At 47.0% G+C, this 26,983-nt stretch carries 26 protein-coding genes; 16 read left to right on the forward strand and 10 right to left on the reverse strand.

Annotation, left to right across the window (positions count from 1 at the left end; all coding sequences use genetic code 11):
• Positions 1-255 precede the first annotated feature (255 nt).
• Both PJF56_RS15385 and PJF56_RS15390 read left to right on the forward strand, forming a co-directional pair.
• A complete protein-coding gene (locus tag PJF56_RS15385; protein WP_283763572.1) occupies positions 256-456 on the forward strand; it encodes a Uma2 family endonuclease in 201 nt (66 codons plus the stop codon).
• Positions 457-722: 266 nt separating this feature from the next.
• Entirely contained in the window at positions 723-1,925 is a 1,203-nt protein-coding gene (locus PJF56_RS15390) for an argininosuccinate synthase (RefSeq protein WP_283763573.1), read from the forward strand.
• Between the two features lie 65 nt (positions 1,926-1,990).
• On the opposite strand, the gene PJF56_RS15395 is transcribed toward PJF56_RS15390, so the two are convergent.
• Positions 1,991-4,510 (reverse strand): mannose-1-phosphate guanyltransferase, encoded by a 2,520-nt coding sequence (locus tag PJF56_RS15395; RefSeq protein ID WP_283763574.1) that lies wholly within the window; start codon positions 4,508-4,510, stop codon positions 1,991-1,993.
• Between the two features lie 170 nt (positions 4,511-4,680).
• Between PJF56_RS15395 and PJF56_RS15400 the strand changes: the two genes are divergently transcribed.
• From PJF56_RS15400 to PJF56_RS15410, 3 genes are all read left to right on the forward strand, one after another.
• A complete protein-coding gene (locus PJF56_RS15400; RefSeq protein WP_283763575.1) occupies positions 4,681-4,863 on the forward strand; it encodes a hypothetical protein in 183 nt (60 codons plus the stop codon).
• Between the two features lie 98 nt (positions 4,864-4,961).
• Positions 4,962-5,684 (forward strand): class I SAM-dependent methyltransferase, encoded by a 723-nt coding sequence (locus tag PJF56_RS15405; RefSeq protein WP_283763576.1) that lies wholly within the window; start codon positions 4,962-4,964, stop codon positions 5,682-5,684.
• A gap of 14 nt (positions 5,685-5,698) precedes the next feature.
• Positions 5,699-6,469, forward strand: a complete 771-nt coding sequence (locus PJF56_RS15410; RefSeq protein WP_283763577.1) for a cobalt-precorrin-6A reductase — start codon at positions 5,699-5,701, stop codon at positions 6,467-6,469.
• Positions 6,470-6,494: 25 nt separating this feature from the next.
• Here PJF56_RS15410 and PJF56_RS15415 read toward each other — a convergent pair whose 3' ends face one another.
• Positions 6,495-7,226, reverse strand: coding sequence for a hypothetical protein (locus tag PJF56_RS15415; protein WP_283763578.1), 732 nt, complete (start codon positions 7,224-7,226; stop codon positions 6,495-6,497).
• Positions 7,227-7,266: 40 nt separating this feature from the next.
• A complete protein-coding gene (locus PJF56_RS15420; RefSeq protein ID WP_283763579.1) occupies positions 7,267-7,941 on the reverse strand; it encodes a hypothetical protein in 675 nt (224 codons plus the stop codon).
• A gap of 116 nt (positions 7,942-8,057) precedes the next feature.
• On the opposite strand from PJF56_RS15420, the gene PJF56_RS15425 reads away from it, so the two are divergent.
• Together PJF56_RS15425 and PJF56_RS15430 are read left to right on the forward strand one after the other, a co-directional pair.
• On the forward strand, positions 8,058-10,016 hold the full coding sequence (locus tag PJF56_RS15425; protein WP_283763580.1) for a WD40 repeat domain-containing protein: 1,959 nt from the start codon (positions 8,058-8,060) through the stop codon (positions 10,014-10,016).
• Between the two features lie 99 nt (positions 10,017-10,115).
• A complete protein-coding gene (locus PJF56_RS15430; protein ID WP_283763581.1) occupies positions 10,116-11,120 on the forward strand; it encodes an adenosine kinase in 1,005 nt (334 codons plus the stop codon).
• Between the two features lie 388 nt (positions 11,121-11,508).
• On the opposite strand, the gene PJF56_RS15435 is transcribed toward PJF56_RS15430, so the two are convergent.
• From PJF56_RS15435 to PJF56_RS15465, 7 genes are all read right to left on the reverse strand, one after another.
• The gene (locus PJF56_RS15435) at positions 11,509-12,027 is read right to left on the reverse strand and encodes a YceD family protein (RefSeq protein WP_283763582.1); all 519 of its coding nucleotides are present in this window, start codon (positions 12,025-12,027) and stop codon (positions 11,509-11,511) included.
• A gap of 18 nt (positions 12,028-12,045) precedes the next feature.
• Entirely contained in the window at positions 12,046-12,549 is a 504-nt protein-coding gene (locus PJF56_RS15440; protein WP_283763583.1) for a Jag family protein, read from the reverse strand.
• Positions 12,550-12,564: 15 nt separating this feature from the next.
• Positions 12,565-13,749, reverse strand: a complete 1,185-nt coding sequence (yidC, locus tag PJF56_RS15445; RefSeq protein WP_283763584.1) for a membrane protein insertase YidC — start codon at positions 13,747-13,749, stop codon at positions 12,565-12,567.
• Between the two features lie 171 nt (positions 13,750-13,920).
• The gene (locus PJF56_RS15450; RefSeq protein WP_283763585.1) at positions 13,921-14,322 is read right to left on the reverse strand and encodes a PH domain-containing protein; all 402 of its coding nucleotides are present in this window, start codon (positions 14,320-14,322) and stop codon (positions 13,921-13,923) included.
• Positions 14,312-14,689: a ribonuclease P protein component gene (gene rnpA, locus PJF56_RS15455; RefSeq protein WP_283763586.1), complete on the reverse strand. Its 378-nt coding sequence runs from the start codon at positions 14,687-14,689 to the stop codon at positions 14,312-14,314. Before rnpA ends, PJF56_RS15450 begins: the two co-directional genes overlap by 11 nt.
• A gap of 89 nt (positions 14,690-14,778) precedes the next feature.
• Positions 14,779-14,916 (reverse strand): 50S ribosomal protein L34, encoded by a 138-nt coding sequence (gene rpmH / locus PJF56_RS15460; protein WP_283763587.1) that lies wholly within the window; start codon positions 14,914-14,916, stop codon positions 14,779-14,781.
• Positions 14,917-15,069: 153 nt separating this feature from the next.
• Positions 15,070-15,615 carry a DUF2808 domain-containing protein gene (locus PJF56_RS15465; RefSeq protein WP_283763588.1) on the reverse strand — a complete coding sequence of 182 codons (546 nt, stop codon included), beginning with the start codon at positions 15,613-15,615 and terminating at the stop codon, positions 15,070-15,072.
• Positions 15,616-15,913: 298 nt separating this feature from the next.
• Here PJF56_RS15465 and PJF56_RS15470 point away from each other — a divergent pair, with 298 nt between their 5' ends.
• From PJF56_RS15470 to PJF56_RS15510, 9 genes are all read left to right on the forward strand, one after another.
• On the forward strand, positions 15,914-17,065 hold the full coding sequence (locus PJF56_RS15470; RefSeq protein ID WP_283763589.1) for a Re/Si-specific NAD(P)(+) transhydrogenase subunit alpha: 1,152 nt from the start codon (positions 15,914-15,916) through the stop codon (positions 17,063-17,065).
• A gap of 124 nt (positions 17,066-17,189) precedes the next feature.
• Positions 17,190-17,477, forward strand: a complete 288-nt coding sequence (locus PJF56_RS15475) for an NAD(P) transhydrogenase subunit alpha part 2 (RefSeq protein WP_283763590.1) — start codon at positions 17,190-17,192, stop codon at positions 17,475-17,477.
• 107 nt (positions 17,478-17,584) lie between these two features.
• On the forward strand, positions 17,585-18,991 hold the full coding sequence (locus PJF56_RS15480) for an NAD(P)(+) transhydrogenase (Re/Si-specific) subunit beta (protein WP_283763591.1): 1,407 nt from the start codon (positions 17,585-17,587) through the stop codon (positions 18,989-18,991).
• A gap of 193 nt (positions 18,992-19,184) precedes the next feature.
• Positions 19,185-19,751, forward strand: a complete 567-nt coding sequence (locus PJF56_RS15485; RefSeq protein ID WP_283763592.1) for a Uma2 family endonuclease — start codon at positions 19,185-19,187, stop codon at positions 19,749-19,751.
• A gap of 83 nt (positions 19,752-19,834) precedes the next feature.
• The gene (locus PJF56_RS15490; protein WP_283763593.1) at positions 19,835-21,040 is read left to right on the forward strand and encodes a glycosyltransferase; all 1,206 of its coding nucleotides are present in this window, start codon (positions 19,835-19,837) and stop codon (positions 21,038-21,040) included.
• Between the two features lie 161 nt (positions 21,041-21,201).
• Positions 21,202-22,413 (forward strand): glycosyltransferase family 4 protein, encoded by a 1,212-nt coding sequence (locus tag PJF56_RS15495; RefSeq protein ID WP_283763594.1) that lies wholly within the window; start codon positions 21,202-21,204, stop codon positions 22,411-22,413.
• On the forward strand, positions 22,413-24,599 hold the full coding sequence (locus tag PJF56_RS15500) for a GumC family protein (protein ID WP_283763595.1): 2,187 nt from the start codon (positions 22,413-22,415) through the stop codon (positions 24,597-24,599). Before PJF56_RS15495 ends, PJF56_RS15500 begins: the two co-directional genes overlap by 1 nt.
• Positions 24,592-26,019, forward strand: coding sequence for an O-antigen ligase family protein (locus PJF56_RS15505; protein WP_283763596.1), 1,428 nt, complete (start codon positions 24,592-24,594; stop codon positions 26,017-26,019). Before PJF56_RS15500 ends, PJF56_RS15505 begins: the two co-directional genes overlap by 8 nt.
• Positions 26,012-26,974, forward strand: coding sequence for a glycosyltransferase family 2 protein (locus PJF56_RS15510; RefSeq protein WP_283763597.1), 963 nt, complete (start codon positions 26,012-26,014; stop codon positions 26,972-26,974). The genes PJF56_RS15505 and PJF56_RS15510 overlap by 8 nt, the downstream gene beginning before the upstream one ends.
• The last annotated feature ends 9 nt before the right edge of the window (positions 26,975-26,983 follow it).

Genomic DNA, 26,983 nt, shown 5'->3' on the forward strand with positions numbered 1-26,983 from the left:
GGTATTTCTCAATTGATTGATATTACTGGAGTGGGAGCATCTTGCTCCTTACATTTTTAATGATGGTATTTCTCAATTGATTGATATTACTGGAGTGGGAGCATCTTGCTCCCTACATTTTTAATGATGGTATTTCCTAGGGCAATAAAACTTACCCAAATCAAGCGATCGCCATGCCTAAACTAACCACCAAAGACCTAGAATATCTGCAAACCCAACATCCCAACTATCGGATGGAATTAGTCCAAGGAGAAATTGCGCCAGAAAATCCAAGAATTTATCGCATTAGGAACTCACGTGGGAGTATTGGTCGATCCGAGAACTCGGACAATGGAGGTTTATCGACTCAATCAAGACCCCGTAACGTTAGGGGATGGGGATATTTTCACCGCTCCTGAATTGCTCCCTGGATGGGAATTACCCGTGGTAGAAATCTGGGCCCCGGAATTTGATTAGGCCGATCGCCTTCTGATGGGCAATGGGAGGGAATGATGAGATCAACTGTAATCCGACAAAGTAGCATATTATACTAGCTTGTACCCTCTTGGGTGATTTTGCCAAAAAGAGGGGGTCAAATCCTGATGCTGGCGTTGGCGATAATGCTCCGCATGGCTTTGCCATCACCAAAACTTGCTCCTCGTAATCAAGTTTTAATTTTTAATTTTTGATTTTTAATTTTTAATTGAGTAGATACAATTTAGTGTTTTTAGGGTGATAAACCTATGGGTCGTGCGAAGAAAGTTGTTTTAGCCTACTCTGGAGGGGTTGATACCTCCGTTTGTATTCCCTATCTGATGAATGAATGGGGAGTCGAAGAAGTGATTACATTGGCGGCGGATCTGGGCCAGGGGGATGAATTAGAACCCATCCGCAAGAAAGCCCTGGACTCTGGAGCCAGTGTATCCTTAGTAGCGGATGGGACAGAAACCTTTGTGAAAGAGTATGGGTTTCCCGCCATTCAAGCCAATGCCTTGTATGAAAACCGCTATCCCTTATCCACCGCTTTAGCTCGGCCGTTGATCGCCAAACTGCTGGTAGAAGCGGCGGAGAAATATGGGGCAGATGCGATCGCCCACGGATGTACCGGAAAAGGCAATGACCAAGTGCGCTTTGATGTAGCCATTGGCGCACTCAACCCCAACATAAAGATCCTCGCTCCTGCACGGGAATGGGGCTTTTCCCGCGAACAAACCATTGAATATGGGGAAAAATATGGCATTCCTGCACCAGTGAAAAAGAAATCTCCCTATAGTCTTGACCGCAACTTATTGGGGATGGCGATCGAAGCTGGAGTGCTAGAAGATCCCTATGCCGAACCCCCCGAAGACATTTATCAAATGACCAAGGCGATCGCCGATACCCCCAATGAACCGGAATATGTAGACATTGGATTTGAAAAAGGTTGCCCCGTTTCCCTCAATGGTGAAGCGCTCCAGCCGGTAGCCTTAATTACCCAACTCAATCAAATGACCGGAAACCATGGTATCGGTCGCATTGACATGATCGAAAATCGTCTCGTGGGCATTAAATCCAGGGAAATTTACGAAACCCCAGCTCTTCTAGTCCTGATCCAAGCCCACCGGGATTTAGAAAGCTTAACCCTAACGGCTGATGTAACCCAATATAAGCGGGGAATTGAGCAAACCTACAGTCAATTGGTCTATAACGGTCTCTGGTTCTCTCCCTTGAAAGGGGCATTAGATGGCTTTATCACCAATACCCAAGAACGGGTGACTGGTACAGTCCGGGTGAAACTCTTCAAAGGATCGGCCACCATTGTCGGCCGCAAATCCGACAATAGTCTCTATAGTCTAGATTGGGCCACTTACGGCGAAGAAGACGTATTCGATCATAAAGCGGCTGAAGGTTTCATCTATGTTTGGGGACTCCCCACCCGGTTGTGGTCTCAACAAACCAGGGGCTAGAGCGATAGAAAGATGGGGGGATAGGCCCAAACAACCCGCTCCTACCAGAACAACCCCCATCTTGGCTAGTCATCCAACTGTTGTTGAGACTCAATAAAACTCTGCACGCGATCGCGGTAATCTTGCAGTAAACTATCCACCATCTCTGGATCGCAACCATCAGCGATAATATCCACCAGCGCTTCCCCAGCATCGGGCAAAATCAGCACCCAATGGTGACCATCAGAAGAGATAATTTTCACACCATCGACTAACTGCAATTGCTCCGGAGCATGGGTTTCCACTAAATACCGCATCACTGCCCCCTTCGCCGTCCAAGGACAACGAATCGTCGCCATCCGATGGGCAATCGGCGGTAATTTCGATCGCATGGTCTCCAAGGTCATTTCCTGTAACTTCAACATCTCCATCAACTTAGCCGTGGCAAACATGGCATCAAAACCGGGATGGAGTTGGGGGAAAATAAAGCCCATATCCCCACTCCCTCCTAAAACTACATTAGGATTGGCATGACAGGTTTCCATTAAAGCGGCTGGATTGGCCTTTGTCCGAATCACCCGGCCATCGTGGCGATGGGCAATTTCTTCCACGGCGCTCGAAGCATGGATGGGAACCACTACCGCTCCCCTGGGATGGGCCGTTAAGATCATTTGCATCATCAAAGCGGTGAGCATTTCCCCTCGAATAGCCGTTCCAGTTTCATCAATGAGGATAAATTTTTCACCATTGGAGGACACTTGTACCCCCATGGTTGCATTTAAGGCCACAACCACTCGACCTAACTGATTGAGTAGCTCTTCTTGCTCTTCCAGGGAGAGGGGTTTGGGGTTTAAGCTGGCATTGAGAACCACCGCATCACAGCCAAATTTAGCCAGCAGTTGGGGCAAGACTGCGCCACTGACGGCAAAGGCATAGTCAATCACTACTTTAGAGGACACGGTTTCGATCGCCTCTAAATTGAGATGTTTTTCAAAAGCCGACCTGTAGATTTGCAAGGTTTCCGAGGTATACGTGACCTTGCCAACTTCATACAGGAGCGATCGCCGCATATCTTCCTTGAAGAAACAGCCTTCGATTTTCTTTTCCTTCGCCTTAGAAATATTAATCCCCTTATGATCGAGAAATTCAATCAGTAAGGAACTGCCCCGCTCTGGATGCAAGCGCACATGAATTCCCCCTTCCACCCCTAGGGTTGGAATCACCGTCCGGACAATGGGAATCGCCTTATTTTCCAGGTTTTGCACATCGACTCCCACAGACATCAACCCCGCAACCAGCGATCTGGTTACCATGCGGGAAATGCTTCGCTGATCGCGAGATACGGTGACTTCAGACCCTTGTGGCAACGTCGAACCATAGGCAGCGCCCAGCTTGACTGCTAATTCCGGGGTAATGTCAACATTGGCGATACCAGAGACTCCCCGTTGGCCAAACAGATTACGATGGCCCACATTCCCCCAAATCAGATTCAGATTTAAGATCGCTCCCGCTTCAATTCTCTTATTCGGCCATACCCGCACTTGAGGAGAAACCCGTGCTTCTTCCCCTACCGTAGACAGGGAACCCACAATTGCCCCTTCTAACACATGGGCCCGACGGTCGATCCGGGTTCCTCGACCGACAACACAAGCTCTCAGATGGCTTTCATCACCGATAATGGCCCCATTCCAGATAATCGGCCGCTTTAAGGTGGCATGGGAGCCGATGGTGACATTATCGCCAATAATGGTTCCGGGTTCGATATGCACATGGCTACCAATCCGGCAGTTATTGCCAATTAGCACTGGGGGTTCTATATTCACTGTGGGATCGATAGAAGTATTGTCCCCAATCCATAAACCCGGCGATCGCTTGGGATAAGATACTTCTAGGTTAATTCGTTTGGCTAGGGCACTATATTGGCTTTCTCGATAAGCGTCTAGATGGCCAATATCACACCAATAGCCTTCCGCAATATAGCCATAAAGGGGTTTGCCTTGGGCCAGGAGGAAGGGAAATAGATCTTTAGAAAAATCGGCTTCTTCTTGGGCCGGTAAATAATCGAGAACTTCCGGTTCTAAGATATAAATACCGGTATTAACTGTATCGGAGAACACTTCACTACTAGAGGGTTTTTCCAGAAAGCGCTGAATGCGACCATCTCGCCCCGTAATCACTACGCCAAATTCTAGGGGATTAGGAACACGGGTTAAGACTAGAGTGGCCATGGACTTTTTTTGGGTGTGAAAGGCGATCGCCGCACTTAAATCGAAGTCGGTGATACAATCGCCACTAATGACTAGAAACGGCGATCGCAATAGCTCCGACACATTTTTTACACATCCAGCCGTCCCCAGGGGTTGCTCTTCTTCAACTGCATAGGTCATTTGAATGCCAAATTCTCGCCCATCTTGGAAATGATTCCGCATCACATCGGGTAAGTAATAGAGCGTGGTAATCACTTCATCAATGTGATGCTGTTTGAGTAGGCGGACAATATGCTCGGCGATCGGTCGGTTAAGGACAGGAACCATAGGCTTGGGAAGCTCACAGGTTAAGGGTCTTAGCCGGGTTCCTGAACCACCCGCCATTAGCACTGCTCTCATAGGACGTTCCTCTGGTTTAGGGAAGGGAATGGGGAATGGGTAATGGGGAAATTAACTAAACTTAATGATAGTGACGATCAAGACTTATCCAATTTTGCTAGAACTGTAGCATACTCTCACGATCCTAAACGGAGAGTGAGTCAATGGACTAGATTAGGAGGGGTAACCAGATGAAGCTATTGATTTTTTTGGGACTGGTCGGTTATGCGATCGGGGTTTGGAAGTTTTGGAAGGGCTATTCTCGCACCAATTTTACGCCCGGATTGATGAATAAGGTTTTCCTTTCCCTGGGTTGGCCGGTGTTGGTGTTTAATGGCTCCTATCGCCGAAATTTTAGAAAGGCTTTGAAATAATTAAAATTGGGTAATTGGTAATCGGTAATAGGGGATCTTTCTTATCCCCCTATCCCCCCATTCCCCCATCCCCCTATCCCCCTATCCCCTATTTAGATATGACACGCTTAAGTAATGCTGCGGGTTTTGGACTGCAAAATTTCTCGACAGAGGCTCTAGAGGAGCAACTAGCGGCGGTGGCGCTGCGGTTTAATCGCCAGTACCGGGGAGATGCCTTTGAGGTTCCTCCGGAGGTGGAAGAGATGCCGATTTTTCGACAATGGATGAGTGGGGAGTTAACCCCGAAAATTACGTCTGAGTTTTGGCAGGTCTGTAAGCCGAAAAAGGGACAAAAGTGCTTAGATATTGGCTGTGGAGTGAGTTTTTTGATTTATCCTTGGCGGGAATGGGAGGCTTTGTTTTATGGCCAAGAGATTAGTAAGGAGGCTCAGGAAGCCCTGAATTCTCGCGGCCCCCAACTCAATTCTAAGTTGTTTAAGGGGGTGAAGTTGGGGCCGGCCCATCAGTTAGAGTATGAGCCAGGACAGTTTGATTTGGCGATCGCCACGGGATGGAGTTGTTATTTTTCTGTGGACTATTGGCAACAGGTGATGGTGGCGGTGAAGTCGGTACTCAAGTCTGGGGGAATGCTGGTGTTTGATGTGCTAAACCCAGAGGTGGAGTTGGCGGAAAATTGGGCGATTCTAGAGACTTATTTGGGGGCTGAGGTGGGTCTAGAGCCTTTAGAAGATTGGCAAGGGGCGATCCGTGCTGTGGGAGCAAAGGTGGTTAAAAAACAAGAGGGCGAGCTGTTCCATCTCTATGCAGTCAAGTATCCGTGAGGCGATCGCCGAAAATGTCTAAAGTTTGGTTAATTGGGGGGACTTCGGAAAGCCGCCAATTGGCTCAAGAGTTAGTGGCACAGGGGTTAGAGTGTGTGGTAACAGTAACCACGGAGTCCGCCAGATCCCTTTATCCGAGTTGCCCGCAGTTAACGGTGGAAGTGGGCAAGTTAAAGGCATCAAGTTTAGATGAGTTTCGGCGATCGCACCAAATTGGCATAATTTTAGATGCTAGTCATCCCTGGGCGCGGCAAATCTCCCAACAGGCGATCGCCTATTCTGAATGCTCTCAAATCCCCTATTTGCGCTACGAGAGACCCCCTGTAACCCCTTCTTCTGACTCTAGTCAGAACGTGACCTTAGACAGTTTTGCCACCCTGCTGACGGGGGAATATTTGACCGATCGGCGCGTGTTTTTAACCGTAGGATCGCAACGCCTACCCTTATTTCAACCTTGGCAACACCGGGCGATCCTATTTGCGCGGGTGCTACCGTCTATCGAGTCCATTCAAGTCGCTCAAGAAGCCGGATTTAGCAGCGATCGCCTCATTGCCATCCGTCCCCCCGTTCCCGAAGCTCTAGAGTTAGCCCTCTGGCAACATTGGCAGATCTCTCTGGTGGTAACAAAAGCTTCCGGAAGTGCTGGAGGAGAAGACATGAAGCGTCAGCTCTGCGATCGCTTAGGGATTCCCTTAATTACCATCACTCGACCGAAAATGACTTATCCCCAACAAACCCATGATATCCAGGAAGCCATTAATTTTTGTTTAGATGGGGGAATATAGCACTTTTTAGTATTAAGTATTTATTCTAACTCCCGCTCACCTGTTGCAATTTTCTTAATTCTCGATGGACGCTAATCCCAATTTCTAGGGTTTCATTAATTAAGCGTCCATAATGGCTATCTTGAGCCTGGACATCAAAATCAATTAAATCCGACAAATTACGATCGAGTCGATCGAACAAATCATCGGGTAATTTGATTTGATTGTACTCCCGTACTAATCGTTCTGCTTTCAGAGCATGGATAAAGCTGTTTTTAGTAATTTTTAGTGCTTCAATCATTTGATGACGATTTTCAGGATCTTGCTCCATGTAACCATCCGTAATCAACCGATCCATTCGATAAAATACGGTTACAATGCGCTCATAATTATCGAGTTCATTTAAAAGATTGAGCAAGTAAATTAAAGGTTTAGAATTGAGATAAACATGAAGATTAACCGCTAAAAACAAAAAAGCAGTCAACCCCAAACTAGAGGCAACCGGTATCCAGTAGTTGGGATTGGCACTATTCCAGGAATTTTTAATCACCAGCAGTGTTGTTCCGGAAGCAATCACTAAGGTAAGAAAAAACAAGCCTAACTCCAGTCCCGAAAGTCTCAGCAGAGCCGCATTTCGTTTTTCTTCGTTGGATTCCTTTTGACTGACTTTCGCCCAAACACGATAATATTCTCCTAAGAAACTATCCTGGATAGAAATACCACTAATTTTTTGTAGCGTTTCATCTGATATCCGTAGGTCTTCTAAGTCTGGATTCATAACAATTCTGGGGCAACATAAACACTTCTGCAAGTTGAGATTAGTTAAATAAGGCAATAAAAGACTGGAAAACCGCACTATAAAAATTACTTTCTAAGGGACGAAACAGTTGAAACGGTTCTCCTGGAGTTCCCATAAATGGTCGCAGAGTCCAACTCAGTTGACTGCCGATAATACCATATAAGAATAACCATCCTAAAAGAATTTTGTGGCGAATTTCATAACCAATGTCATCAACTTTCATTAGTTGTTTCATGCCTTCGTAAAAGAACTGAATTCCAAATAATCCAGTAATCCCCATAATGACAACATTTAAGAGGAGATAAAAGTGGTAATCTGGGATGCTTAAGAGGAAGAAAACCGTAATAGGAGCGAAGCCACAGAGCAAAATGCTAATCAGTCCCATGGCACTCATGAGTAAACAGAGATATTGTTCGGCATTACATTTAGAGCCAAACAAGACGTTAAACAGATATAATGTTGGGAAACAAATGATTAAGGTGAGCAGATAGAGAGCAGGGAGTTTGATCGCTGAAACGAAGGATTGATACCAATGCCCATAGGCTCCCATAATTAATCCATAAAAGGCAAAAAAGATGGAGCTGGAAATGAATAATCCAGTGATTTTAGATTTAATTTTAATTCCTTGGTAAATTTCCTCCATGAATGAATTTCGCTCCCGTAGCATCTGCATGACGATGGCAAAATAATTCATGACTATTAACTCCTGAAGTGATACATTATAATAGAATGACTAGAATGACTTAAAAATAAATCCTTAAGTTCCCATTTTCTATTTTAAGCTGAATTTTGGGGATTAACCTCAAGTTTATGAAATATTCAACCTTATTGAAGAGATTATGGATCGCTGTCCTTTCTGTGCTGGTGCAAAGTTTAGGAATAACATTAGCACTAGAGGGTCGCATGATCGCCCAACCGGTGCAGCGTCTGCGTAATCTTCCCCCTGGAATTCCACCCACGCAACGGTTATCAGAACATACAAAAGCAGTGAAAGCAGTTGCGGTCAGTCCCAATGGTCGGCTCATTGTCAGTGCTGGGGAAGAGAATCAAATTTATCTGTGGGATTTGTGGGAAAATCGGCCTAGAGGCATACTAACTGGTCATACGGAAGGGGTGTTAGCGTTGGCGATGAGTCCACGGGGTAAACTGATGGCCAGTGGTAGTTTAGACCGAACAATTAAGGTTTGGAATACGCAAACGGGAAAGGAAATTACTACATTCACGGGCCATCGTAATGGTATTTTAGCCCTAGCGATTAGTCCCGATGGACGGATTTTAGCCAGTGGGGGATTGGATCGTACCATTCATTTATGGAATCTGGAAACGGGAAAGGCGATCGGAATTTTAGAGGGTCATGAAGATTGGGTGCAAGCGTTAACGTTTACCCCGGATGGTAATACTTTAATTAGTGGCAGTGCAGATGCAACAATTCGGTTTTGGAATCTGCACACGGGTGAAGAAAAACAGGTTTTGGAGTCGCCAACGGGTGGAGTTTTAGCGTTGGCCTTGAGTGAAGATGGACGGATTTTGGCTAGTAGTGGTTTTGAGGAGGCGATCGCCGTTTGGAATGTGCCCAAGGGAGTCTTGGAAAGCCTGCTAACCGGTCATCGCATGGGGGTTTTGTCCCTCAAGTTTAGTCCCACCGGGAATATTTTAGCCAGTGGGAGCGACGATGGAACCGTGAAGTTATGGAATATGGCCACGCGATCGCCCATTCAGACATTTTCGGGCCATGAAACCGGGGTGAGCGCGATCGCCTTTACCCCAGATCGTCGCTCCCTCATTAGTGGGGGAGATGATAGCTTAGTCAATCTCTGGAATCTCGATACTCGCCTATTTCCCGACAATTTTACCCCCCATGGCGATATGATTTCCGCCCTAGGATTTAGTGGCACAGGAGATTTATTAATTAGTGGCAGTTTAGATCAAAGTCTGAAGATTTGGCCCGTTGCTGCACGGGATAACTCATCCCCTCTGCATACCTTTTCCAGTCATGAAACCTCCGTTTGGTCTTTAGCCATTAGTCCTATTCAACCGGTGATTGCCAGTGGCAGTTTTGACGGCACAATTAAGCTGTGGAATTTGATTACCGGACGATTAATTGAAACCCTCACAGCCCATCAGGGAGGAGTATATGGGTTAACCATGAGTGCAGATAGTCAACTGTTGGTCAGTGGAGGAGACGATCGCACCGTCAAGTTATGGGATCTGCAAACGGGGGTATTATTGAAAACTCTAGGCGGCCCGGAAGAAACTGTGTATACCGTCACCTTGAGTGGCGATCGCCGTTGGTTAGCCTCTGGTAGCGCCGATGGTAGGATTCACCTCTGGGATTTAAATCGCTTAGAGTTGGTCTCAAGTTTTCCCGCCCATCAAGGATCGGTTTACGGGTTAGCCCTGACTAGAGATGGTAAATTATTAGCATCCGGTGGAGAAGACGGCCAGGTACGGGTGTGGGATTTGCGACCGGTTGAGGAAGGAAAGCGGGAGATTCCCACCAGTCGCCGTTTACAGGGAAATGGAGACCAGGTGCGATCGCTCGCTATGACTCAGGATGCCCGTTATATAGTCACCGGGTCAAGTGCCGGAGAGGTCAAAGTTTGGAACCTAGTTACCGGGGAGTTAATGCATACCTTAAGGGGTCATACGGGTGGTGTTTCAGCCATAGCTATTCACCCCAATAATCGCACCCTAGCCACGGGAAGCTACGATCGAACCATCCGCTTATGGGACTTAATTACGGGAAAAGCCCAGCAGGTTTGGCCCTAATGGATTACATTAAAAGGGGAATTGAGAGGAATCTTAAGGGATCTCATCGCAGCAAAAAGTGCTGTAACCTATTGCAAATAAGGAGAATCAGTAATCAACATGAGTAATCAGTTGGATGTCTTTGGTGTCGGTAATGCTTTGGTGGATGTGTTGGCCTTTGTTGAAGACCAGTTTATTACTGAACAGGCCCTCGATCGCGGAGTCATGACCCTAGTGGATACCAAAGCTCAGGGGAAAATTTTAGCAGGACTCCAGCGAGATGCCCTACAATTAAGGTCTGGAGGCTCTGCGGCTAATACGATGATTGCGATCGCCCAAAGTGGCGGTACAGGCTTTTACACCGGTAAAGTTAGCCAAGATGAAAACGGCGAGTTTTATGCCCAAGATATGAAAGCGGCAGGAATTGAATTTGAGGTTGAACCTGCCCCCCTAACCAACGGCCCCACAGGCACTTGTGTGGTCTTAACTACCCCCGATGCAGAGCGCACCATGTGTACCAATTTGGGGGTTTCGAGTACCCTCGCCCCCAGTGATATTGATGTGGAGAAGCTCAAAGGCTGTAAATATAGCTATGTGGAAGGTTATCTCTGGACAGGAGACGATCCCCGCCAAGCCTGTATTGAGACTATGGAGCAATCTAAGCGCCATGGGGTAAAGGTCTCTTTTACCCTTTCCGATCCATTTTTATTGCACAGTTTCCGCGATGATTTCCGCAAAGTGGTCACTGACTATTGTGATGTGCTATTTTGCAATGCGGATGAAGTACGTCAGTTTTTAGATTTAGAAGACCTGGACGCTTGTGCCCAAAAGATCGCAGACCTGGTTGATTTGGCGTTTATTACTGATAGCAATAAGGGCTGTTTGGTGGTAGAAAATAAACAGGTGGTTACCGTAGAAGGATTTCCCGTCAAACCCCTAGATACTGTAGGCGCAGGAGATGCGTTTGCTGGCGGTGCGTTATATGGTCTAACTCATGGGTATAGTGCAGCACAAGCTGCTCGTTGGGGCAATTATCTCGGATCGGCGATCGTCCAGATCCAAGGGCCTCGTTTAGAAAAAGCCCCCGTTGACCAGATGGCGACCATCCTTTCGGTTAAACACTAATATCAAATCCGGTTTCCGCAAGCGGACATGAAAATGGGTTATAGCGCTTCGCGCGGTAACAAGCGGGCAAGATGCCCGCACTCCTCGCGCGGTAACAAGCGGGCAAGATGCCCGCACTCCTCGCGCGGTAACAAGCGGGCAAGATGCCCGCACTCCTAAAACCAATCATGCTAAGGAGTGGGAGCGTCTTGCTCGTAGGGGGCGGGTTTACAAACATCTGGGTGGGAAAACAAGAGGGTTGCTAAACCCGCCCCTACTTAACTAGGATGAATCCGCTTCGCGGACATTTTCATGTCGGACGCAGTCCGAAACAACTGGAGAGGATATGAGATGTCTTCCTGGCGATCGCCTTAGCGTACAATCTTTTGTACTAGGGTGGGTTTTGCTCTTAAGATCGCCCCAATTGATCCTTCAGATTTGCCAAAGCAGACCAACGGGCATCTACAGCAGTCTCGTCAGATTCAGCCGTTTCCTCCTTCACCTCAATCCCTGGACAATCTTTATCGCATAACTGCCGATGGGGAAGCCGCAAGCAAAGCTGTTCGTAGAGCCAGCTTTCTGGGTCAAAATGGCCTTGGGGGGAGAGAGTTTCCACCAAATCCTCGAAAGCCACTTCCCGCTCTAACGGTAAATGATCATTCAGGGTATCCACATTGGGGTCGAGCCAAATCAACTCCTTCGCTTTCGCCCGCAGTCTATGATTATACTGTTGCAGACAGCGATCGCACTTTAGGGTTACAATCGTCTCGGCGATCGCCTTCACCTCCAAATAACTCCCTTGGTGAATCATCTTCAGCCAGCCCTGAACCGGCATCAAAGAATCCAACCCATCCAAATACTCATCCACCTCAATCCTCAGCCTTCCCTCTGGGCACTTTAACAACCCAGGAATATGGATCATCTGCATCATCCACCTCCTTGCAAACTACTCCGTAACTTGAGGTCGCACTCGTACAATCAACCGTCGATGAGGCTCCTTACCCACACTCTCCGTCTCCAGATCCTCATACGATTGCAGAAACTGATGCACCTCCCTCCTCTCCGCCGATGACAGCGCCTTCATCTCAAACTCAACCGCCGTTTGACGCACCGTATAAGCCGCCACCTCAGCCATCCTCTGCACTTCCTGCTGTCGCTGGTGACGATAGCCATTCAACTCCAGAGTAAACGACCCCTGTTCCTCCCGGTCTTGTCCCAAATTGAGAATAGCATTCATCAGATACTGAATCGCATCCAAACTTTCCCCACCCGTACCCACCAACTGTTCAATCTGGGACGCACTCAAGGGCGAATGGTCAATGGTTAACCAAGACGTTTCCTGTCCCGACCATCCTTCAACCCGTTCCACCCTCACAGCAGTGGCTAGTCCCATCTTCTTTAACAGGTCTTCTAGCCACTGCTGGCCCCGCTTCTGCATGGTTTCCTTCATCGCTGCTACCGATGCCTATTTCTTTTTCGATTCCGGTTTAGTCTTCTTCTTAGACCGTTTTTCAAAAGGCAGATCCGCGCGATTCTCGGATATTGCACCCGCAGGACTAACGCTCAGGCCTTTTTCCTCAACCAATTTCTGGAGATTTTCCGGCAACGGTTCCTTAGACAAAATAAAGGTTTGCGCTGTTTGGAAAATATTGGCAATCACCATATACATCAAAACCCCAGCCGGTAAGGGAAAGAATAAAAACATCCCCGTAAAGATCACTGGCGTAATTTTATTGATGGTTTGTTGCTGGGAATTGCCATCATTACTGCTTCCTCCCTGGCCAGACAGCACCTGGTTCAGATACAAACTGACCCCGAAGAACAAGATCATTCCCAGGATATCGAAGTTAATGTTGCCATTGTCATCAAAAGCTCCGACTCGTCCCAGAGCCTTAATGAATAAAAATCCTTTCTCGGCGGCCAATCCAGGAACCTTCCCTTGAAGGGTCACTTCCCCTGGTTCGCGGGCCACCAATGTACCATCAGGATTGACCTCTACCAGCTCTTCACCTTTGGTTACTGTCCAAGTTGGTTGTAGCTTTTGCACCTGATTCGGATACTGGGCCACCAATTCTTTAACCGTTTGTCCTTCTACCGTTTGCAGATTAATTTGAGCTTGGTCACCCACCCCAATCTTATTGCCTCCGGGCAAAATCGCCGCTACTTTAGCATGAACCCCATCTTCGATATAGATATTTTGGGGTTTAGTGGCATAAATTTGGGGTTGAATTCGCTGAATTTGTTCTTGGGGAAAAATCTGCACATCAACCGTGTAGTTGACATCCGCAAAGGGCGATCCTCGCAACGTCGCAAACAGGGCAAATAGCACCGGCATTTGAATGATCACGGGCAAACATCCAGCGAGGGGATTGCCGACCTCTTTGAAGAGCTTCGCCATCTCCTCCTGTTGTTTTTCAGGATTATCTTTATACCGGTTACGAATTTCTTCTTGTCGCTTTTGCATGTAGGGCTGTACCACACGAGTGCGGCGCATACTGCGAATTGATCCGGCACTCAGGGGATACAGAGCAAACCGAATCACCAAGGTTAGGGCGACGATCGCCAAACCATAGCTCGGTACGATCCCGTAGAAAAAATCCAGGATCGGTAGCATAACGTTACTGGAGAGAAAACCAATACCAAAATCCATTCGTCGTGAGTTAACCTTTGCGCTGAGGAACTGCCTCTTCAGTGTATCTGATTGTCGGAGGCTTGATCTGATTAATCTGAGATCAATATTTCATTTATGTTTACCGAGAACAGCTAAAACTCCCCATTGGCATGGGGTTTACTGTTCTCGGAAGAAGAGCGATCGCTCTTGTTAGGCTTTAACCTTACCCGTAGAGCCACTTTTGGTTTGGGCGTTTTTAGAGATTTTGCTATTGATATAGTCATACAGTTCCCGAAACCGGGGAAGCGATCGCATTTCTAGGCGGCTGCCATCTTTGAGGGTAATCACCATATCCCCCCAAGCTCCGAACCCCCTAGGAACGACCATCACTTGGGCCATTTCCGAGTAAATCACATCCGTGCGGTTGCGCCCCAACCATCCTCCAACGGTCGATACTCGGCGACTGGTAATCCGATACCGAGACCAAATCGCTCGAATCATCGAACCAATGGTTAGAGGGAGGGCAATGATCGTAAAACCAATCAAAATATTGAAGATTAAATCTCCAACATGGGGCCCACCCTCATAAATTACATCTTCTTTAATTCCCATTGAGTACCTCTGCCTGTGCCAATAACTGCTCTAATTCTCGCAGAAATTGATCCCAATTGCAGGATTGAACACTTGGACGCACAATAAACACCAATCGCCACCCCCTCTGAATTTGGGGGAGCAGTTGGCGTAGTTTAGCCCGAATTTGTCGTTTAATCCGATTTCGATAAACGGCTCGTTTATCGACTTTTTTACCCACCACAATACCAATTTGGGTAGGATGGCTCGGACGGTGGGGGTTTGGCGAAGGAGAAATTTTTGGCCCTAACGCTCTTAGGGTCAAATGGGCGCTTTCCTGTCGGATACCTTGACGATAGACTCCAACAAAATCTCGTCGATTTTTAAGTCGGTTCGCTTTGGGTAGCATGATATAGCGCTACGCGCTGGTAATGGGTAATTGGTAATGGGTAATTGATAATGGGTAATTCCTCCCCATTCCCCCATTAGCCACAAAGCTTAAACTGCTAACCGATGACGACCTTTTTTGCGACGGGAGCGAATCACTCGGCGGCCGGTATGACTCCGCATCCGGGCCCGAAATCCCGATGTTCTCTTTTGTTTGCGGTTGGTTCCTTCTAATGTGCGTTTACTCATAGAATTTGTTTTCCCTAAAGGGTTAGCGAATCATAAAAATGCCACAATCGTTCATTATACCCCATATTATGGGATGTGCCCTGAAAGGGTAGAAGAGGTAATGGGTAATGGGTAATGGGTTATTTCTCCCCCATCTCCCCCATCCCCTTTAATTTATGGACTGATGCTCACTTCCCATGTGCCGATATAGCGGGGGAGAGGCACTTCACCAGGGGTAAAGATGAGGCACTTAAACCGATAAATGCCAAATCCGGGGTTTTTGACATTGGAAAAGACCAATTCTAGTCCTGCCGTTCCTGCGGGGATGGGATTTTCTGGATAAATCTCCACCAGCTTATTTTCTTTATCCCAAATGACTTCTTCTAGGGGCTGGCTCTCTCCTTTAATCCGGACTTCCACTTTATCCGGGTCAATTTTGCCCGTAAAGTTGGCGGGACTTTCCGAGTAGGAGATGGTAAAGGACTGCACTGCTTCCGTGAGCTTTTTGGTCGGAACCCTTAACCGATAGCGATCCCATTCATTGGCGATACCATCATAGTCGAGGCGGAAGGGCAGGGTATTTTCCCGTCCAGGGCCACCAAAGATGGTCAGTCCGGGCAAACCATTGGCCAAGGTTAGGGTGGGCACAGCCGCTACGAGACCGGTGGCGATCGCCGCAGCCAATAGAGGATACTTGATCGACTTTAATGTTTTAAGCATAGGAAAACTCCTCAATCCACTCATCCTTAATTTAAGATACCGTTACTAAACTTTACCAAAAGAAACCCAAAGATTGACAAACGTTATCTTCATAGGGCCCTAATGCGGACGTAAGGCGGGGTACAAAAGTGCCACAAATACCTAATTCATAAAACAAGTTAAAGATCCCCCTGGGTTTGCGGGGATCGGCTTACGATCCATAAAAACCAAATGCAAATTACGTTCAGTCGGTGCTATCCATCCAGCCAAGGGGCTAGTTCTACAATAGCTAATCGATCACCATAAAAGAGGAATATCAATGAAAATAGGAGTGGCCAAAGAAGTTGAATATCGAGAACGCCGAGTGGCTCTGATTCCCGATGCGATCGCCAAGTTAAGCAAACAGGGGTTAGAGATTTGGGTCGAATCTGGCCTAGGAGAGCAAGCCTATTTTGCGGATTCTGCCTATGAGGAAGCGGGAGCGCAGGTTATTTCTGATAAAGAGAAATTATGGAACGAAGTGGATGTGTTGCTAAAAGTTGGCTCTCCTGTGGAAGAAGAACTGGCTCTACTGACTCCCGGAAAGGTTCTCATCAGCTTTTTAAATCCCTTGGGCCAACCGGAGATGATGCAAAAATTGGCCGATGCTCAGGTCACGGCCTTGAGTATGGAACTGATCCCCCGTACCAGTCGCGCCCAAAGTATGGATGCTTTATCCTCTCAAGCGGGGGTAGCAGGTTATAAGGCGGTTCTGATCGCGGCGGCGGTTCTGCCTAAGTTCTTCCCCATGTTAACCACGGCTGCGGGAACCATTCGACCGGCGAAGGTGTTTGTGATTGGGGCGGGAGTGGCTGGTCTACAGGCGATCGCCACGGCTAGACGACTCGGCGCTGTCGTAGAAGCTTTTGACATCCGTCCCGCAGTTAAGGAAGAAGTACAAAGTTTGGGCGCGAAATTTGTGGAAGTCCAACTCAATGAAGACACTGTAGCTGAAGGGGGTTATGCGCGGGAAATTTCCGAAGACTCCAAACGCCGCTCCCAAGAATTAGTGGCCGAGCATGTGAAAACAGCAGATGTGGTGATTACCACCGCACAAGTCCCCGGTAAAACCGCTCCCCGGTTGGTGACCAAAGAAATGGTGGCGCAAATGAAACCCGGTTCAGTCGTGGTCGATTTAGCGGCTGAACAAGGGGGCAACTGTGAAGTGAGCGAAGCGGGTAAAGATGTCGTTTATGAAGGAGTCACCGTCATTGGGCCAATTAATTTGCCCGCATCTATGGCGGTTCATGCCTCACAAATGTACGCCAAAAACATTTCCACGCTGCTCAATCATCTGCTCAAAGAAGGCGAGTTAAACCTTGATTTTGAAGACGATATTATTAGCGGCACTTGTGTCACCTACGGGGGAGAAGTTCGCAATCAACGAGTTAAAGAGGCGATCGCCAGGGAACACTCTGCTGTAACCAGTTAACTGCTTGGAAATGCCCTCTCCCTCAATCCCTCTCCCGTGGGAGAGGGACTTTCCCCCCTTCTCCCGTGGGAGAAGGGGCTGGGGGATGAGGGTAACCGTTAACCCATTACCCATTACCAAAACCATGACAGAATCATTAATCGGCGCTTTATTTGTCTTTGTGCTGGCCAGTTTTGCGGGCTTTGAAGTAATTACCAAAGTTCCGCCCACCCTGCACACCCCTTTGATGTCCGGGGCGAACGCCATTTCCGGAATTGCCTTAATTGGGGCCTTAATTGTGGCCGGCGATCGCACCCTCAGCATTAGCGTAATCCTTGGTCTGATTGCCGTTGTCTGCGCCACCATCAACGTAGTAGGCGGCTTTTTAGTCACCGATCGCATGTTGCAAATGTTCAAGAAAAAAGAAGCCTGATCTTGGGGATGGGGAGATAGGGGGATAGGGAGGCTAAGACCCATTACCCATTACCTATTACCCATTACCCATTACCCATTACCCATTACCCATTACCCATTACCCAAATGACAGATTATTTACCCACAGGGATTCAACTGGTATATCTAGTTTCCGCTTCCCTATTTATCATTGGTTTGAAACAACTCGGCTCTCCAGCAACCGCTCGCAATGGCAATTTATTAGCCTCCATTGCCATGTTTTTAGCCGTTGTAGTTACCCTGCTCGATCAACAGGTTCTTAACTATGAACTGATCTTGGTGGGAATTATTATTGGCTCTCTGATTGGGGCGATCGCCGCCAAACAAGTAGCCATGACTGCCATGCCGCAGATGGTAGGCTTATTTAACGGCTTAGGGGGAGCTGCTTCGGCTCTAGTGGCGATCGGTGAATTTTGGCGGCGCTTAAACCAGCAGCAACCCATTCCCATCGATGCCAATCTCTCCATCATTCTCAGCGTCTTTATCGGTGGCGTTACCCTCACCGGTTCCCTCATCGCCTTCGGAAAACTCCAAGGCATACTCACCGGAGCGCCCATCAAATTTCCCCTGCAACAACCCATTAACATCCTGTTGCTGATCGCCTTCCTCGGCACAACCGGCTATTTACTCTACGACTCCATCAACGCCCCCATCTTCCTCGTAATGACTGGAATAGCCCTACTCCTAGGGATTCTATTCGTCATTCCCATTGGCGGCGGTGACATGCCCGTAGTCATTTCCCTGCTCAACTCCCTTTCCGGTTTAGCCGCCAGTGCCGCCGGATTTGTCGTCATGAACAACGTGCTGATTATCTCCGGTGCATTAGTCGGAGCATCCGGTTTAATCCTCACCCAAATCATGTGTAAAGCCATGAACCGCACCCTTACCAACGTTCTCTTTAGCGGCTTTGGAACCTCTGAAGGAACCAGTAGTGCGGGCGGTTCCGGAGGAGCAGTACAACAAACCGTTCACAGCATCGACTCCGAAGAAGGAGCCATGATGCTCGGCTATTCCAAATCCGTAGTCGTCGTTCCCGGATATGGCATGGCAGTTGCCCAAGCCCAGCATGTAGTAAGAGAGTTAGCCGATTTACTCGAAAAACAAGGCGTTGAAGTCAAATATGCCATTCATCCCGTAGCCGGACGGATGCCGGGACACATGAACGTCCTGTTAGCAGAAGCCAACGTTCCCTACAACCAACTCTATGACATGGATGACATCAATCCCCAATTTGACCAAACCGATGTCGCCTTAGTCATTGGAGCCAATGATGTCGTCAATCCTGCTGCTCGCAGTAATCAGGATAGCCCCATTTATGGAATGCCCATTCTAGAAGTAGACCGAGCCAAGCATACCATTGTGATTAAACGGAGCATGAATACGGGGTTTGCAGGTGTAGATAATGAGTTGTTCTACAAAGATAAAACCATGATGCTTTTCGGTAGCGCTAAAGACATGGTGAATCAACTCGTTTCGAGCGTCAAAGAGTTGTAGTTAACGCACCGTAAAATCAACACAAATTAAGGTTGTAGGGGCGGGTTTCAAACCCGCCCCTACCAATATTCAACATCAACGATAAAGGGTAAAATATCGCCAAAAAGTGATGTAACATTAAGACATGCGTAGGGTGGGCAATGCCCACCAAACCAACATAATTATAAAAAGTTGGAAAAACTAGAACAACATCATGAAACTTTCTCCAGCATTAATTTCCGTAACAGACTATCTTGAAGGCGAAAAAAATAGTCCCATTCGCCATGAATATCTGGGCGGACAGATATTCGCCATGTCTGGTGGCAGTGAAGAACATAATCGTATTACTCTCAATATTGCGAGTTTCTTAAACTCTCACTTGCGGGGCAGTGGTTGTAAAACCTTTATGTCAGACATGAAGGTTAATATGCCTATTGCTCGCGATACTGCGGAGCTTTTTTATTATCCCGATGTTATGGTAACCTGCGATCCTCAAGATACGGAAAAATATTATAAAACTCGTCCCTGTTTAATTGTGGAGGTGCTTTCCCCTTCCACTCAGAATTTAGATCGCAGAGAAAAACGGTTAAATTATCAAAGTTTGCCCAGTTTACAGGAATATGTTCTGGTGTCTCAAACTGAAATGAAGGTGGAAGTGTATCGACGGAATACGGATGGAAATTGGTCGCTGGAAATTTTGGAGCCAGATGATAGTTTAGAGTTGAATTCAGTGGGTTTAACCTTGACAATGGCGGACATTTATGATGAGGTTTTGATGTAGGGAAAGATCGGTGGGTCAGGTGGGCATTGCCCACCCTACGAATTGGCCTTATTCTGATTGGGAAAGACTATGAGTACCAAAAGATGAAAAAAAAACTAATATTAACGATTTTATATCAATTTAATCCCTGGAAAAGTAGTATTGGTGGTATTCAAAGCGTAATCTGTAATTTTATTAAATATGCCCCTTCAGATTTTGAAGTGCGGTTGGTGGGGACAGGAGAAGATGCTGGTGAGTTGGGAAAATGGCAGGATAAAGAATTGGCGGGACGAGCGTTGAAGTTTATGCCAGTTATTCCCCTGGAAGAAGATAATGTCAGGCGCTGGATACCTACGACTTTAAAATATACGCAAGCTTTGATGGGAAAAGATTTGAGTTCTGATTTTATGCACTTTCATCGCATTGAGCCAACGTTGGTTGCGGGGAAATGGCAGGGAGAGAAAGCTTTATTTATTCATAATGATATTCAACAACAAATGAAGTCTACGACAGGGAAGAAGGCTTTATTGTGGCAATATTTCCCTGGGGCCTATTTTGTGCTGGAAAATAGACTGATGCAAGGATTAGATCGACTCTATTCTTGTAACACGGAATCTACGAATTTTTACCAAGAACGCTATCCTGATTTATCTTCTAGGGTGCAGGGGATAAAAAATCCAGTCGATTTAGAGCGTTTTCATCCTCTGGAAGCTTGGGAAAAAGAGGAAAAGAGAAAAGAGCTGGCACAGAAGATGCATCTCTCGCCAGATACCCATTTTATCTTGTTTGCGGGTCGTCTTCATCCTCAGAAAGATCCTGTGTTACTTGTCAGAACTGTAGGAATACTTAAAGAGTCTAACATCCATCTATGGGTTGCTGGGGAAGGAGAATTAAGACCTGAACTAGAGTCTGAAATTGAACGGTTAAACCTGTCCAAAAAAGTTACCCTTCTAGGGGCTGTTGCTCAAGAAAAGTTAGTTGAATACCATCAATTAAGTTCAGCATGTATTTTAACCAGTGTTTATGAAGGATTACCGATTGTGGTTTTAGAAGCTCTTTCTTGTGGAAATCCTGTTGTTAGTACGGCTTGTGGAGAAACGCCGCGAATTTTAATTCCTGGAAGTGGTGAGATTTCTGCTACTCGATCGCCGGAAGCGATCGCTCAAGCCTTGAGAAAAATTATTAACAATCCCCATCAGTATCCTTCCTCAATTTGTCGTCAAGCTGTACAACCCTATAATGCCAAAGAAGTCGTCATCAATCTTTATGAGGAAATGAAACAAAGGAGACAGATGGGGAAAGAAATGTAGAAAACTGATTGATTTTAGATCGAAAATGGTTTATAGTCCCAATGGCTCATTAAGGTTAACCTAAAATTAAACTGACCTTAATTGAGCCTGATTCTCTTGAAGAGAAAAAGTACAAAAATTTATTTTTGTATAAAACGGTGCTTTCCAGGGGGTAGCTAATCATGAGGATTGCAGTGATCGGTGCAAAGGGGCTACCCGCAAAACAGGGTGGGATAGAGCATTACTGCCAAGAACTGTATCCCAGGATGGTAGGGGAGGGGCATAGAGTCGATTTATTTGCCCGCTCAAGCTACACGGAAACGCCTTGGTTTTCATCAGTGAAAGTGAAGGGTGTGAACGTGATTTCATTGCCATCGATTCCGGTTAAGGGAGTTGATGCGGTGTTTAATTCGGCATTGGGGGCGATCGCCACTAACCTACGTGCCTACGACTTAGTTCATATCCATGCCCTAGGGCCGGCTTTGTTTACTTGGTTGCCTAAACTCATTCGGTCAACCACCGTTATCGTTACTTGTCATGGGTTGGATTGGCAGCGATCGAAATGGGGAGCCTTTTCCAGTCAATTGATTCATTTGGGAGAAAAGACGGCTGTCCGCTACGCTGATGAAATTACAGTGGTTTCTCAAGCTCTACAAGACTACTTCAAAGCCACCTATGGGATTATTACTCCCTATATTCCCAATGCACCCGCTACCTATTTAGGTTCAGATCCTCACAGTACCTATCTAACATCCCTGGGATTAAATACTCATAAATATATTCTGTTTCTAGGGCGGTTGGTTCCAGAAAAACGCCCAGAGCTATTGCTAAAAGCTTACTTATCTCTAAAATTGCCTCCTTGGAGATTAGTGATTGGGGGCGGAGGGTGTCATACCGCAGAATATACTCAGTATCTAGAGAAACTCGCCGGTCATAATCCCAATATTGTGTTTACGGGGGAAGTGAGGGGACAGCAATTGGCGGATGTGGTACGGGGGGCGAGTTTATTTGTGCTGCCCTCGGATCTAGAAGGGCTACCTTTGGTGATGCTCGAAGCGATGCAAGAAGGAATTCCAGTGCTGGCGAGTGATATTGAAGCCCACGAACAGCTTATCGGTCAAAACGAGGAGCGAGGACTCTTGTTTCCGGTAGGGGATATTGAAGGGTGTGCCCAGAAGTTAGAATATGCGATCGCCCATCCAGAACAACTCCAGAACGTTGCTCAAATTGCCCAAAATCACATTAAAACCCATTACAACTGGCAAAATATTACTTATGAAAAACTGAAGCTATACGATAAAGTCGTGACCAGTCGCATTGTCGTGGAGGGATTTCAAAAAAATTTAGCCAAACGGAATCGGTTAAAATTGCCTCGCAGGATTGAACCCAAATAATGGACATGGAACACAGCTTACCCTCTCTACATTCAGTTTGGCATCGTCGCGGTTGGGTGGCAATTCTGGCATTGCTTTCTACCCTTGGTGGTGGAGTGGCGTATCTGTTCCTCGCTGCTCCCAAATATGAAGTTAAGGCGCGATTAATTCTTAATGACCGGCAGTTGGGGATATCGGAGTTAAGTCGGGATATTAGTCAAGTATGGAGTTATCGCACGGGAGAATCAAGTCCTTTAGCGACGCAATCAGAGTTAATTAAGTCACAACGGGTGATTCAAGAAGCCCTCGATCGGGTTGATATCGAAGCCCTCGACCCCCTGGCTGTACCTCCCACATTACAAGAAGTGCGTAAGCACTTAAACATAGCGGTTATTCCAGCGACCAATATTCTAGAGGTCAGTTATCAGAATGAATCGGAAGCCTTAGCGGTAGAACTGCTAAATTCTATTGCTGAAACGATGGTAGACGAAAGCGTGAGGGAAATTCGCCTAGAAGCTAAAGCAGTACGAGAGTTCCTAGAGCAAGAGGTTCCCAGGCAACGGGAAATTACAGCAGCCGCCGAACAAGCGGAAAATGAATACCGTAGGATGAGTGGCTTAGTGAATGTGGAGGAACAAACGGCTCAGTTGGTGGCTAGTTTAGGAAATTTGGAAGCTCAAGAGACGGCTGTGGTTGCTGAGTATCAAGAGAGAATCACGCAAGTGGAGCAATTGCGCCAACTGACGGGAATTGATAATCCGAAAAGTGCCTATATTGGCAGCCGGGTGGGGGGAGACCAGGAGATAGAAGAGATTAGAAATCAATTAGCAGGAGTGGAAGGGGAATTGGTTGCTGCGCGATCGCGATTTACGGACGAAAATCCCATTGTTCAGTCCTTAGCAGCCCAGCGCCAGGCTCTGGTTGAACTGTATCAACAGAAACTTGCTGCTGTGGTTCCTCCTGGTGAAACGTTGCTTCGGCAAGGGATTACGTCTGATGAACTGAGTGAGAATTTAATTGCTGACTTGATTACCGCTCAGTCCCAGAGCGTCGCTCTAGCAGACCGAATTCGCGTCTTGCGTCGAGAACGACAAAATTTATTAGCTCGTCTGGATGAATTGCCCCTGAAACAACAGCCTTTAATGGCGTTAGTGCGCCAACGAGAAGAGGCGGAAGAAACCTTGAGATTTCTGCAAGGAAAACTTGAAGAAGCCAGATTAGCAGAAACTCAACTGTTAGGTAACATTCGCATTATTGAACTGGCAGAAGAGGGCAGTGGAGACGAAACACCGAGCGCCAAGGTGATTTTGGTTTTAGCCACAGCATTTGGACTGATGCTGGCGGTAGGTTTAGTGGTGCTGTTGGAAATTATTGATAATACTCTCCATGATGATGGGGAAATTGAAGAGTTGCTGAAGTTGCCCCTGCTGGGGGTATTGCCTAATTTAACGGCTCCGGTTCTGAAGTTAACGCCTCCTGAAGCTTTTCTGGACAATGGCCGGTTTGTGGAACCCTATCGTTTATTGCTGAAAACTTTAGAGTTTCGGAGTTCAGACCCCCTGAAAAGGGTGGTGATTAGCAGCGCGATCGCCTCGGAAGGTAAATCAACCGTTGCCGCCCATTTAGCCGCCGTCTCCGCTCTCCTAGGTCGCCGTACTCTGATTATCGATGCCGATCTGCGGTGTCCTCGACAACACCAAATCTGGCAGCGAGACACGCAACCGGGTTTGACGGAAAGTTTAAACGGCGATCGCCCCCTATCCCAATCCGTACAACCCACAGAAATCGACAACCTAGACCTACTGCCTTCTGGAGAACTCACCCCTCACCCCTCCAAACTGCTGGAGTCTTCCAGGCTCCACGCTTTACTCGAAGAAGCCGCCCAAACCTACGATCTGGTCATTATCGATACACCCCCCATCAGCAGTTGTGGCGATGCCCATAGCCTCAGTCGCGATAGCAATGGTTTATTGCTCATTACTCGCCCCAATGTCACGCCCAAAGATATCCTCATCCGAGCCGTATCGGACTTGAAAAGTAATGGCGTGAAGGTGATGGGAGTAGCAGTCAATGGCATGACCGCTTATACAACAGCCTATTATCGATATCCTGTCAAGGGAAAATTGCCCGCCGTGAAATCCTCCCTTCGGCTGCGCTCAGGGCAAGTGCAAGCTGCGAACAAAGGCAAAGGAGGCGATCGTGGCTGATACTACTTCTAAACTCAGTAAAATTACCTCCATCGGCTTACTCTCCCTCGTCACCCTGTTCATGGGTTTAATCGCCGGTTTTCTGGTGGGACTCAAACCCAAACTCTTGGCCATGGCTCTGATTGCAGGAATGAGCCTCCTCTGTTTCTTCACCTACTTTGAAACCACGGTGATTGGCTTACTCATTCTGCGAACCTCCCTAGATATCTTTTCCGACTTCCGGCTCCCGGCTGCCTTTGGTCTAGGAATGATTGTCCTTACCCTCCTCTATGTCCTCGTACAACTGCTCACCCGTCAACCGGTGAAAACCGATGGCTTATGGTGGTTTCTCATCCTCTGGTTAGCCTTCCAAGCCCTCTGGGTAATTTTGCTGCCCCTTGGAGGATTAGGCTTAGATGGCTCTTATCTCTCCTCCGCCTTACGGGAATGGATACGCCTGTTTGCCTGGCTGATGGTTTATCTATTAGTGATGCAACTCAAAGGACGAGTACCTCCTGAGCAAATGATGACCCTGCTCTTTTGGGGATTGGCTATTCCTTTAGCGTTAGCCTCCCTGCAACTGCTCATCCCTTCCGCGCTCCCGGAGCGATTTCTCTATCAAGGGGGGGGAGCATTTGAAGCAGGAACTCGCATTAACGGCAGTCTGGGGCATCCGAATACTTTTACTAGCTTTCTCTATTTGTTTATTGGCTTATCCTACTGGAAACAACGCCATGCTCAGTTTCGGACTCGTTGGTTGTGGGTACTGGGGGCTGTGGTGATGTTCTTTGTGGCCACTAAAGCCCTATTTGGTCTGATGATGCTGACAGTATTTCTATTTTGTATTCTCGTGCCACGGATGAATGCTGTCAATGTCTTGGGGGCGATCGCGCTCCTAACCTTAGTTCTCGGATTATTCGCCAGCACCGAATTTGGCCAAGAACGCTTAAGCTCCATTGCCGAAACCCCGCTCTTAAACCCAGATATGGACATTTGGAAAGCCATCCTCCTCTCCCAAGGCGATGGCAACAGCTTCAACTGGCGACTCTCTCAATGGCATTACTTACTCACCCAATGGCAAAATCATCCCTGGCTCGGTTTTGGACTCGGCCTGGGTAAATATATCAGCACCAATGGTCTAGAACCCCACAATGACTATGTTCGCGCCCTAGTCGAAGGTGGAATCATCGGATTTACCAGTTTTCTCACCTTTATTGGCGCTCAGGCTATCCGCTTACTTCAGCTCATCCGCAGATCTGCCCCAAACAGCGCACAACAAGATTTAAGTTTCACTCTGCTGGCCCTCCTCGCAGGCTTATCTGTCGGCATGATTACCGAAAATATCTGGACTCATACCACCTACTTCTTCTACTGGTTTACCGTTTTCGCTGTAGCCGGTTGGGATTGGAAAACTCAAAATCAGGAGGAAGATTATGCCTAAAATTTCTGTCATTATTCCCGCTTATAATGCCATGGCTTATCTTCCCGAAACCCTGGAAAATCTTCTGCAACAAACCTGGCAAGATTTTGAAATCATTATCGTCAATGATGGCAGTTCCGATGATACCCCTCAATGGGTAGCTCAAGTTAGCGATCCTAGAGTAAAGTTAGTTTCCCAAGAAAATCAAGGTTTAGCTGGAGCAAGAAATACAGGCATTGCCCACGCTCAAGGGGAATACATTGCCTTTCTAGATGCTGACGATCTCTGGGAAAAAAGTAAACTAGAAAAACAGCTACAGAGTTTAGAACAAAATCCTAAGATTGGACTGGTTTATACCTGGGTACTACTGATTGATGCTGAAGGAAAAAAGACAGGTAGACTTTTTAAAAGTGAGGCACAAGGAAAGGTTTGGCAAACTTTAATTGAAGAGAATATTGTGGGATGTGGGAGTGTGGCTATGGTGCGCCGAAAATGTTTTGAAACTTGTGGTCTGTTTGATAGAAATTTAAAGTCATTTGTAGAAGACTGGGATATGTGGCTTCGTATTGCCTCTCACTACCAATTTTCGGTTGTCCCTGAACCTTTAGTTTACTATCGGCAACATGCCAATAGTGCCTCTCGGAATTGGAGTGCCATGGAAGAAAGCTACAAGATTGTCATTGAAAAAGCTTTTAATTCAGCCCCTCCAGATATTCAATCTATGAAGAATAAGAGTTATGGTCGAGCTAATTTGTGCTTGGCTTGGAAGCCTTTACAAAGTGCCGCCAAAGATTATCAGACAGCAGCTAAGTTTCGTGAAATTGCTATAACTTACTATCCCCAGTTAATCTGGACTAAGGAATATTGGCGTTTGAGTGTAGCGATTGTTTTGATGCAAGCCCTTGGCCCCGATCGATATCAAAAGTTTTTACAGTGGGTTTATCGCTTACGTCGGCAGATCTTTGTTCTGAAATAATTAACTGAG

This window comes from Roseofilum halophilum BLCC-M91, from assembly GCF_030068445.1.
GTDB lineage: Bacteria > Cyanobacteriota > Cyanobacteriia > Cyanobacteriales > Desertifilaceae > Roseofilum > Roseofilum halophilum.

Excerpts from the sequence above, each read along its gene's own strand:
- PJF56_RS15390 (WP_283763573.1), top strand. The coding sequence starts at position 723 with ATGGGTCGTGCGAAGAAAGTTGTTTTAGCCTACTCTGGAGGGGTTGAT.
- PJF56_RS15395 (WP_283763574.1), bottom strand. The coding sequence starts at position 4,510 with ATGAGAGCAGTGCTAATGGCGGGTGGTTCAGGAACCCGGCTAAGACCC.
- PJF56_RS15400 (WP_283763575.1), top strand. The coding sequence starts at position 4,681 with ATGAAGCTATTGATTTTTTTGGGACTGGTCGGTTATGCGATCGGGGTT.
- PJF56_RS15405 (WP_283763576.1), top strand. The coding sequence starts at position 4,962 with ATGACACGCTTAAGTAATGCTGCGGGTTTTGGACTGCAAAATTTCTCG.
- PJF56_RS15410 (WP_283763577.1), top strand. The coding sequence starts at position 5,699 with ATGTCTAAAGTTTGGTTAATTGGGGGGACTTCGGAAAGCCGCCAATTG.
- PJF56_RS15415 (WP_283763578.1), bottom strand. The coding sequence starts at position 7,226 with ATGAATCCAGACTTAGAAGACCTACGGATATCAGATGAAACGCTACAA.
- PJF56_RS15420 (WP_283763579.1), bottom strand. The coding sequence starts at position 7,941 with ATGAATTATTTTGCCATCGTCATGCAGATGCTACGGGAGCGAAATTCA.
- PJF56_RS15425 (WP_283763580.1), top strand. The coding sequence starts at position 8,058 with ATGAAATATTCAACCTTATTGAAGAGATTATGGATCGCTGTCCTTTCT.
- PJF56_RS15430 (WP_283763581.1), top strand. The coding sequence starts at position 10,116 with ATGAGTAATCAGTTGGATGTCTTTGGTGTCGGTAATGCTTTGGTGGAT.
- PJF56_RS15435 (WP_283763582.1), bottom strand. The coding sequence starts at position 12,027 with ATGCAGATGATCCATATTCCTGGGTTGTTAAAGTGCCCAGAGGGAAGG.
- PJF56_RS15440 (WP_283763583.1), bottom strand. The coding sequence starts at position 12,549 with ATGAAGGAAACCATGCAGAAGCGGGGCCAGCAGTGGCTAGAAGACCTG.
- yidC (WP_283763584.1), bottom strand. The coding sequence starts at position 13,749 with ATGGATTTTGGTATTGGTTTTCTCTCCAGTAACGTTATGCTACCGATC.
- PJF56_RS15450 (WP_283763585.1), bottom strand. The coding sequence starts at position 14,322 with ATGGGAATTAAAGAAGATGTAATTTATGAGGGTGGGCCCCATGTTGGA.
- rnpA (WP_283763586.1), bottom strand. The coding sequence starts at position 14,689 with ATGCTACCCAAAGCGAACCGACTTAAAAATCGACGAGATTTTGTTGGA.
- rpmH (WP_283763587.1), bottom strand. The coding sequence starts at position 14,916 with ATGAGTAAACGCACATTAGAAGGAACCAACCGCAAACAAAAGAGAACA.
- PJF56_RS15465 (WP_283763588.1), bottom strand. The coding sequence starts at position 15,615 with ATGCTTAAAACATTAAAGTCGATCAAGTATCCTCTATTGGCTGCGGCG.
- PJF56_RS15470 (WP_283763589.1), top strand. The coding sequence starts at position 15,914 with ATGAAAATAGGAGTGGCCAAAGAAGTTGAATATCGAGAACGCCGAGTG.
- PJF56_RS15475 (WP_283763590.1), top strand. The coding sequence starts at position 17,190 with ATGACAGAATCATTAATCGGCGCTTTATTTGTCTTTGTGCTGGCCAGT.
- PJF56_RS15480 (WP_283763591.1), top strand. The coding sequence starts at position 17,585 with ATGACAGATTATTTACCCACAGGGATTCAACTGGTATATCTAGTTTCC.
- PJF56_RS15485 (WP_283763592.1), top strand. The coding sequence starts at position 19,185 with ATGAAACTTTCTCCAGCATTAATTTCCGTAACAGACTATCTTGAAGGC.
- PJF56_RS15490 (WP_283763593.1), top strand. The coding sequence starts at position 19,835 with ATGAAAAAAAAACTAATATTAACGATTTTATATCAATTTAATCCCTGG.
- PJF56_RS15495 (WP_283763594.1), top strand. The coding sequence starts at position 21,202 with ATGAGGATTGCAGTGATCGGTGCAAAGGGGCTACCCGCAAAACAGGGT.
- PJF56_RS15500 (WP_283763595.1), top strand. The coding sequence starts at position 22,413 with ATGGACATGGAACACAGCTTACCCTCTCTACATTCAGTTTGGCATCGT.
- PJF56_RS15510 (WP_283763597.1), top strand. The coding sequence starts at position 26,012 with ATGCCTAAAATTTCTGTCATTATTCCCGCTTATAATGCCATGGCTTAT.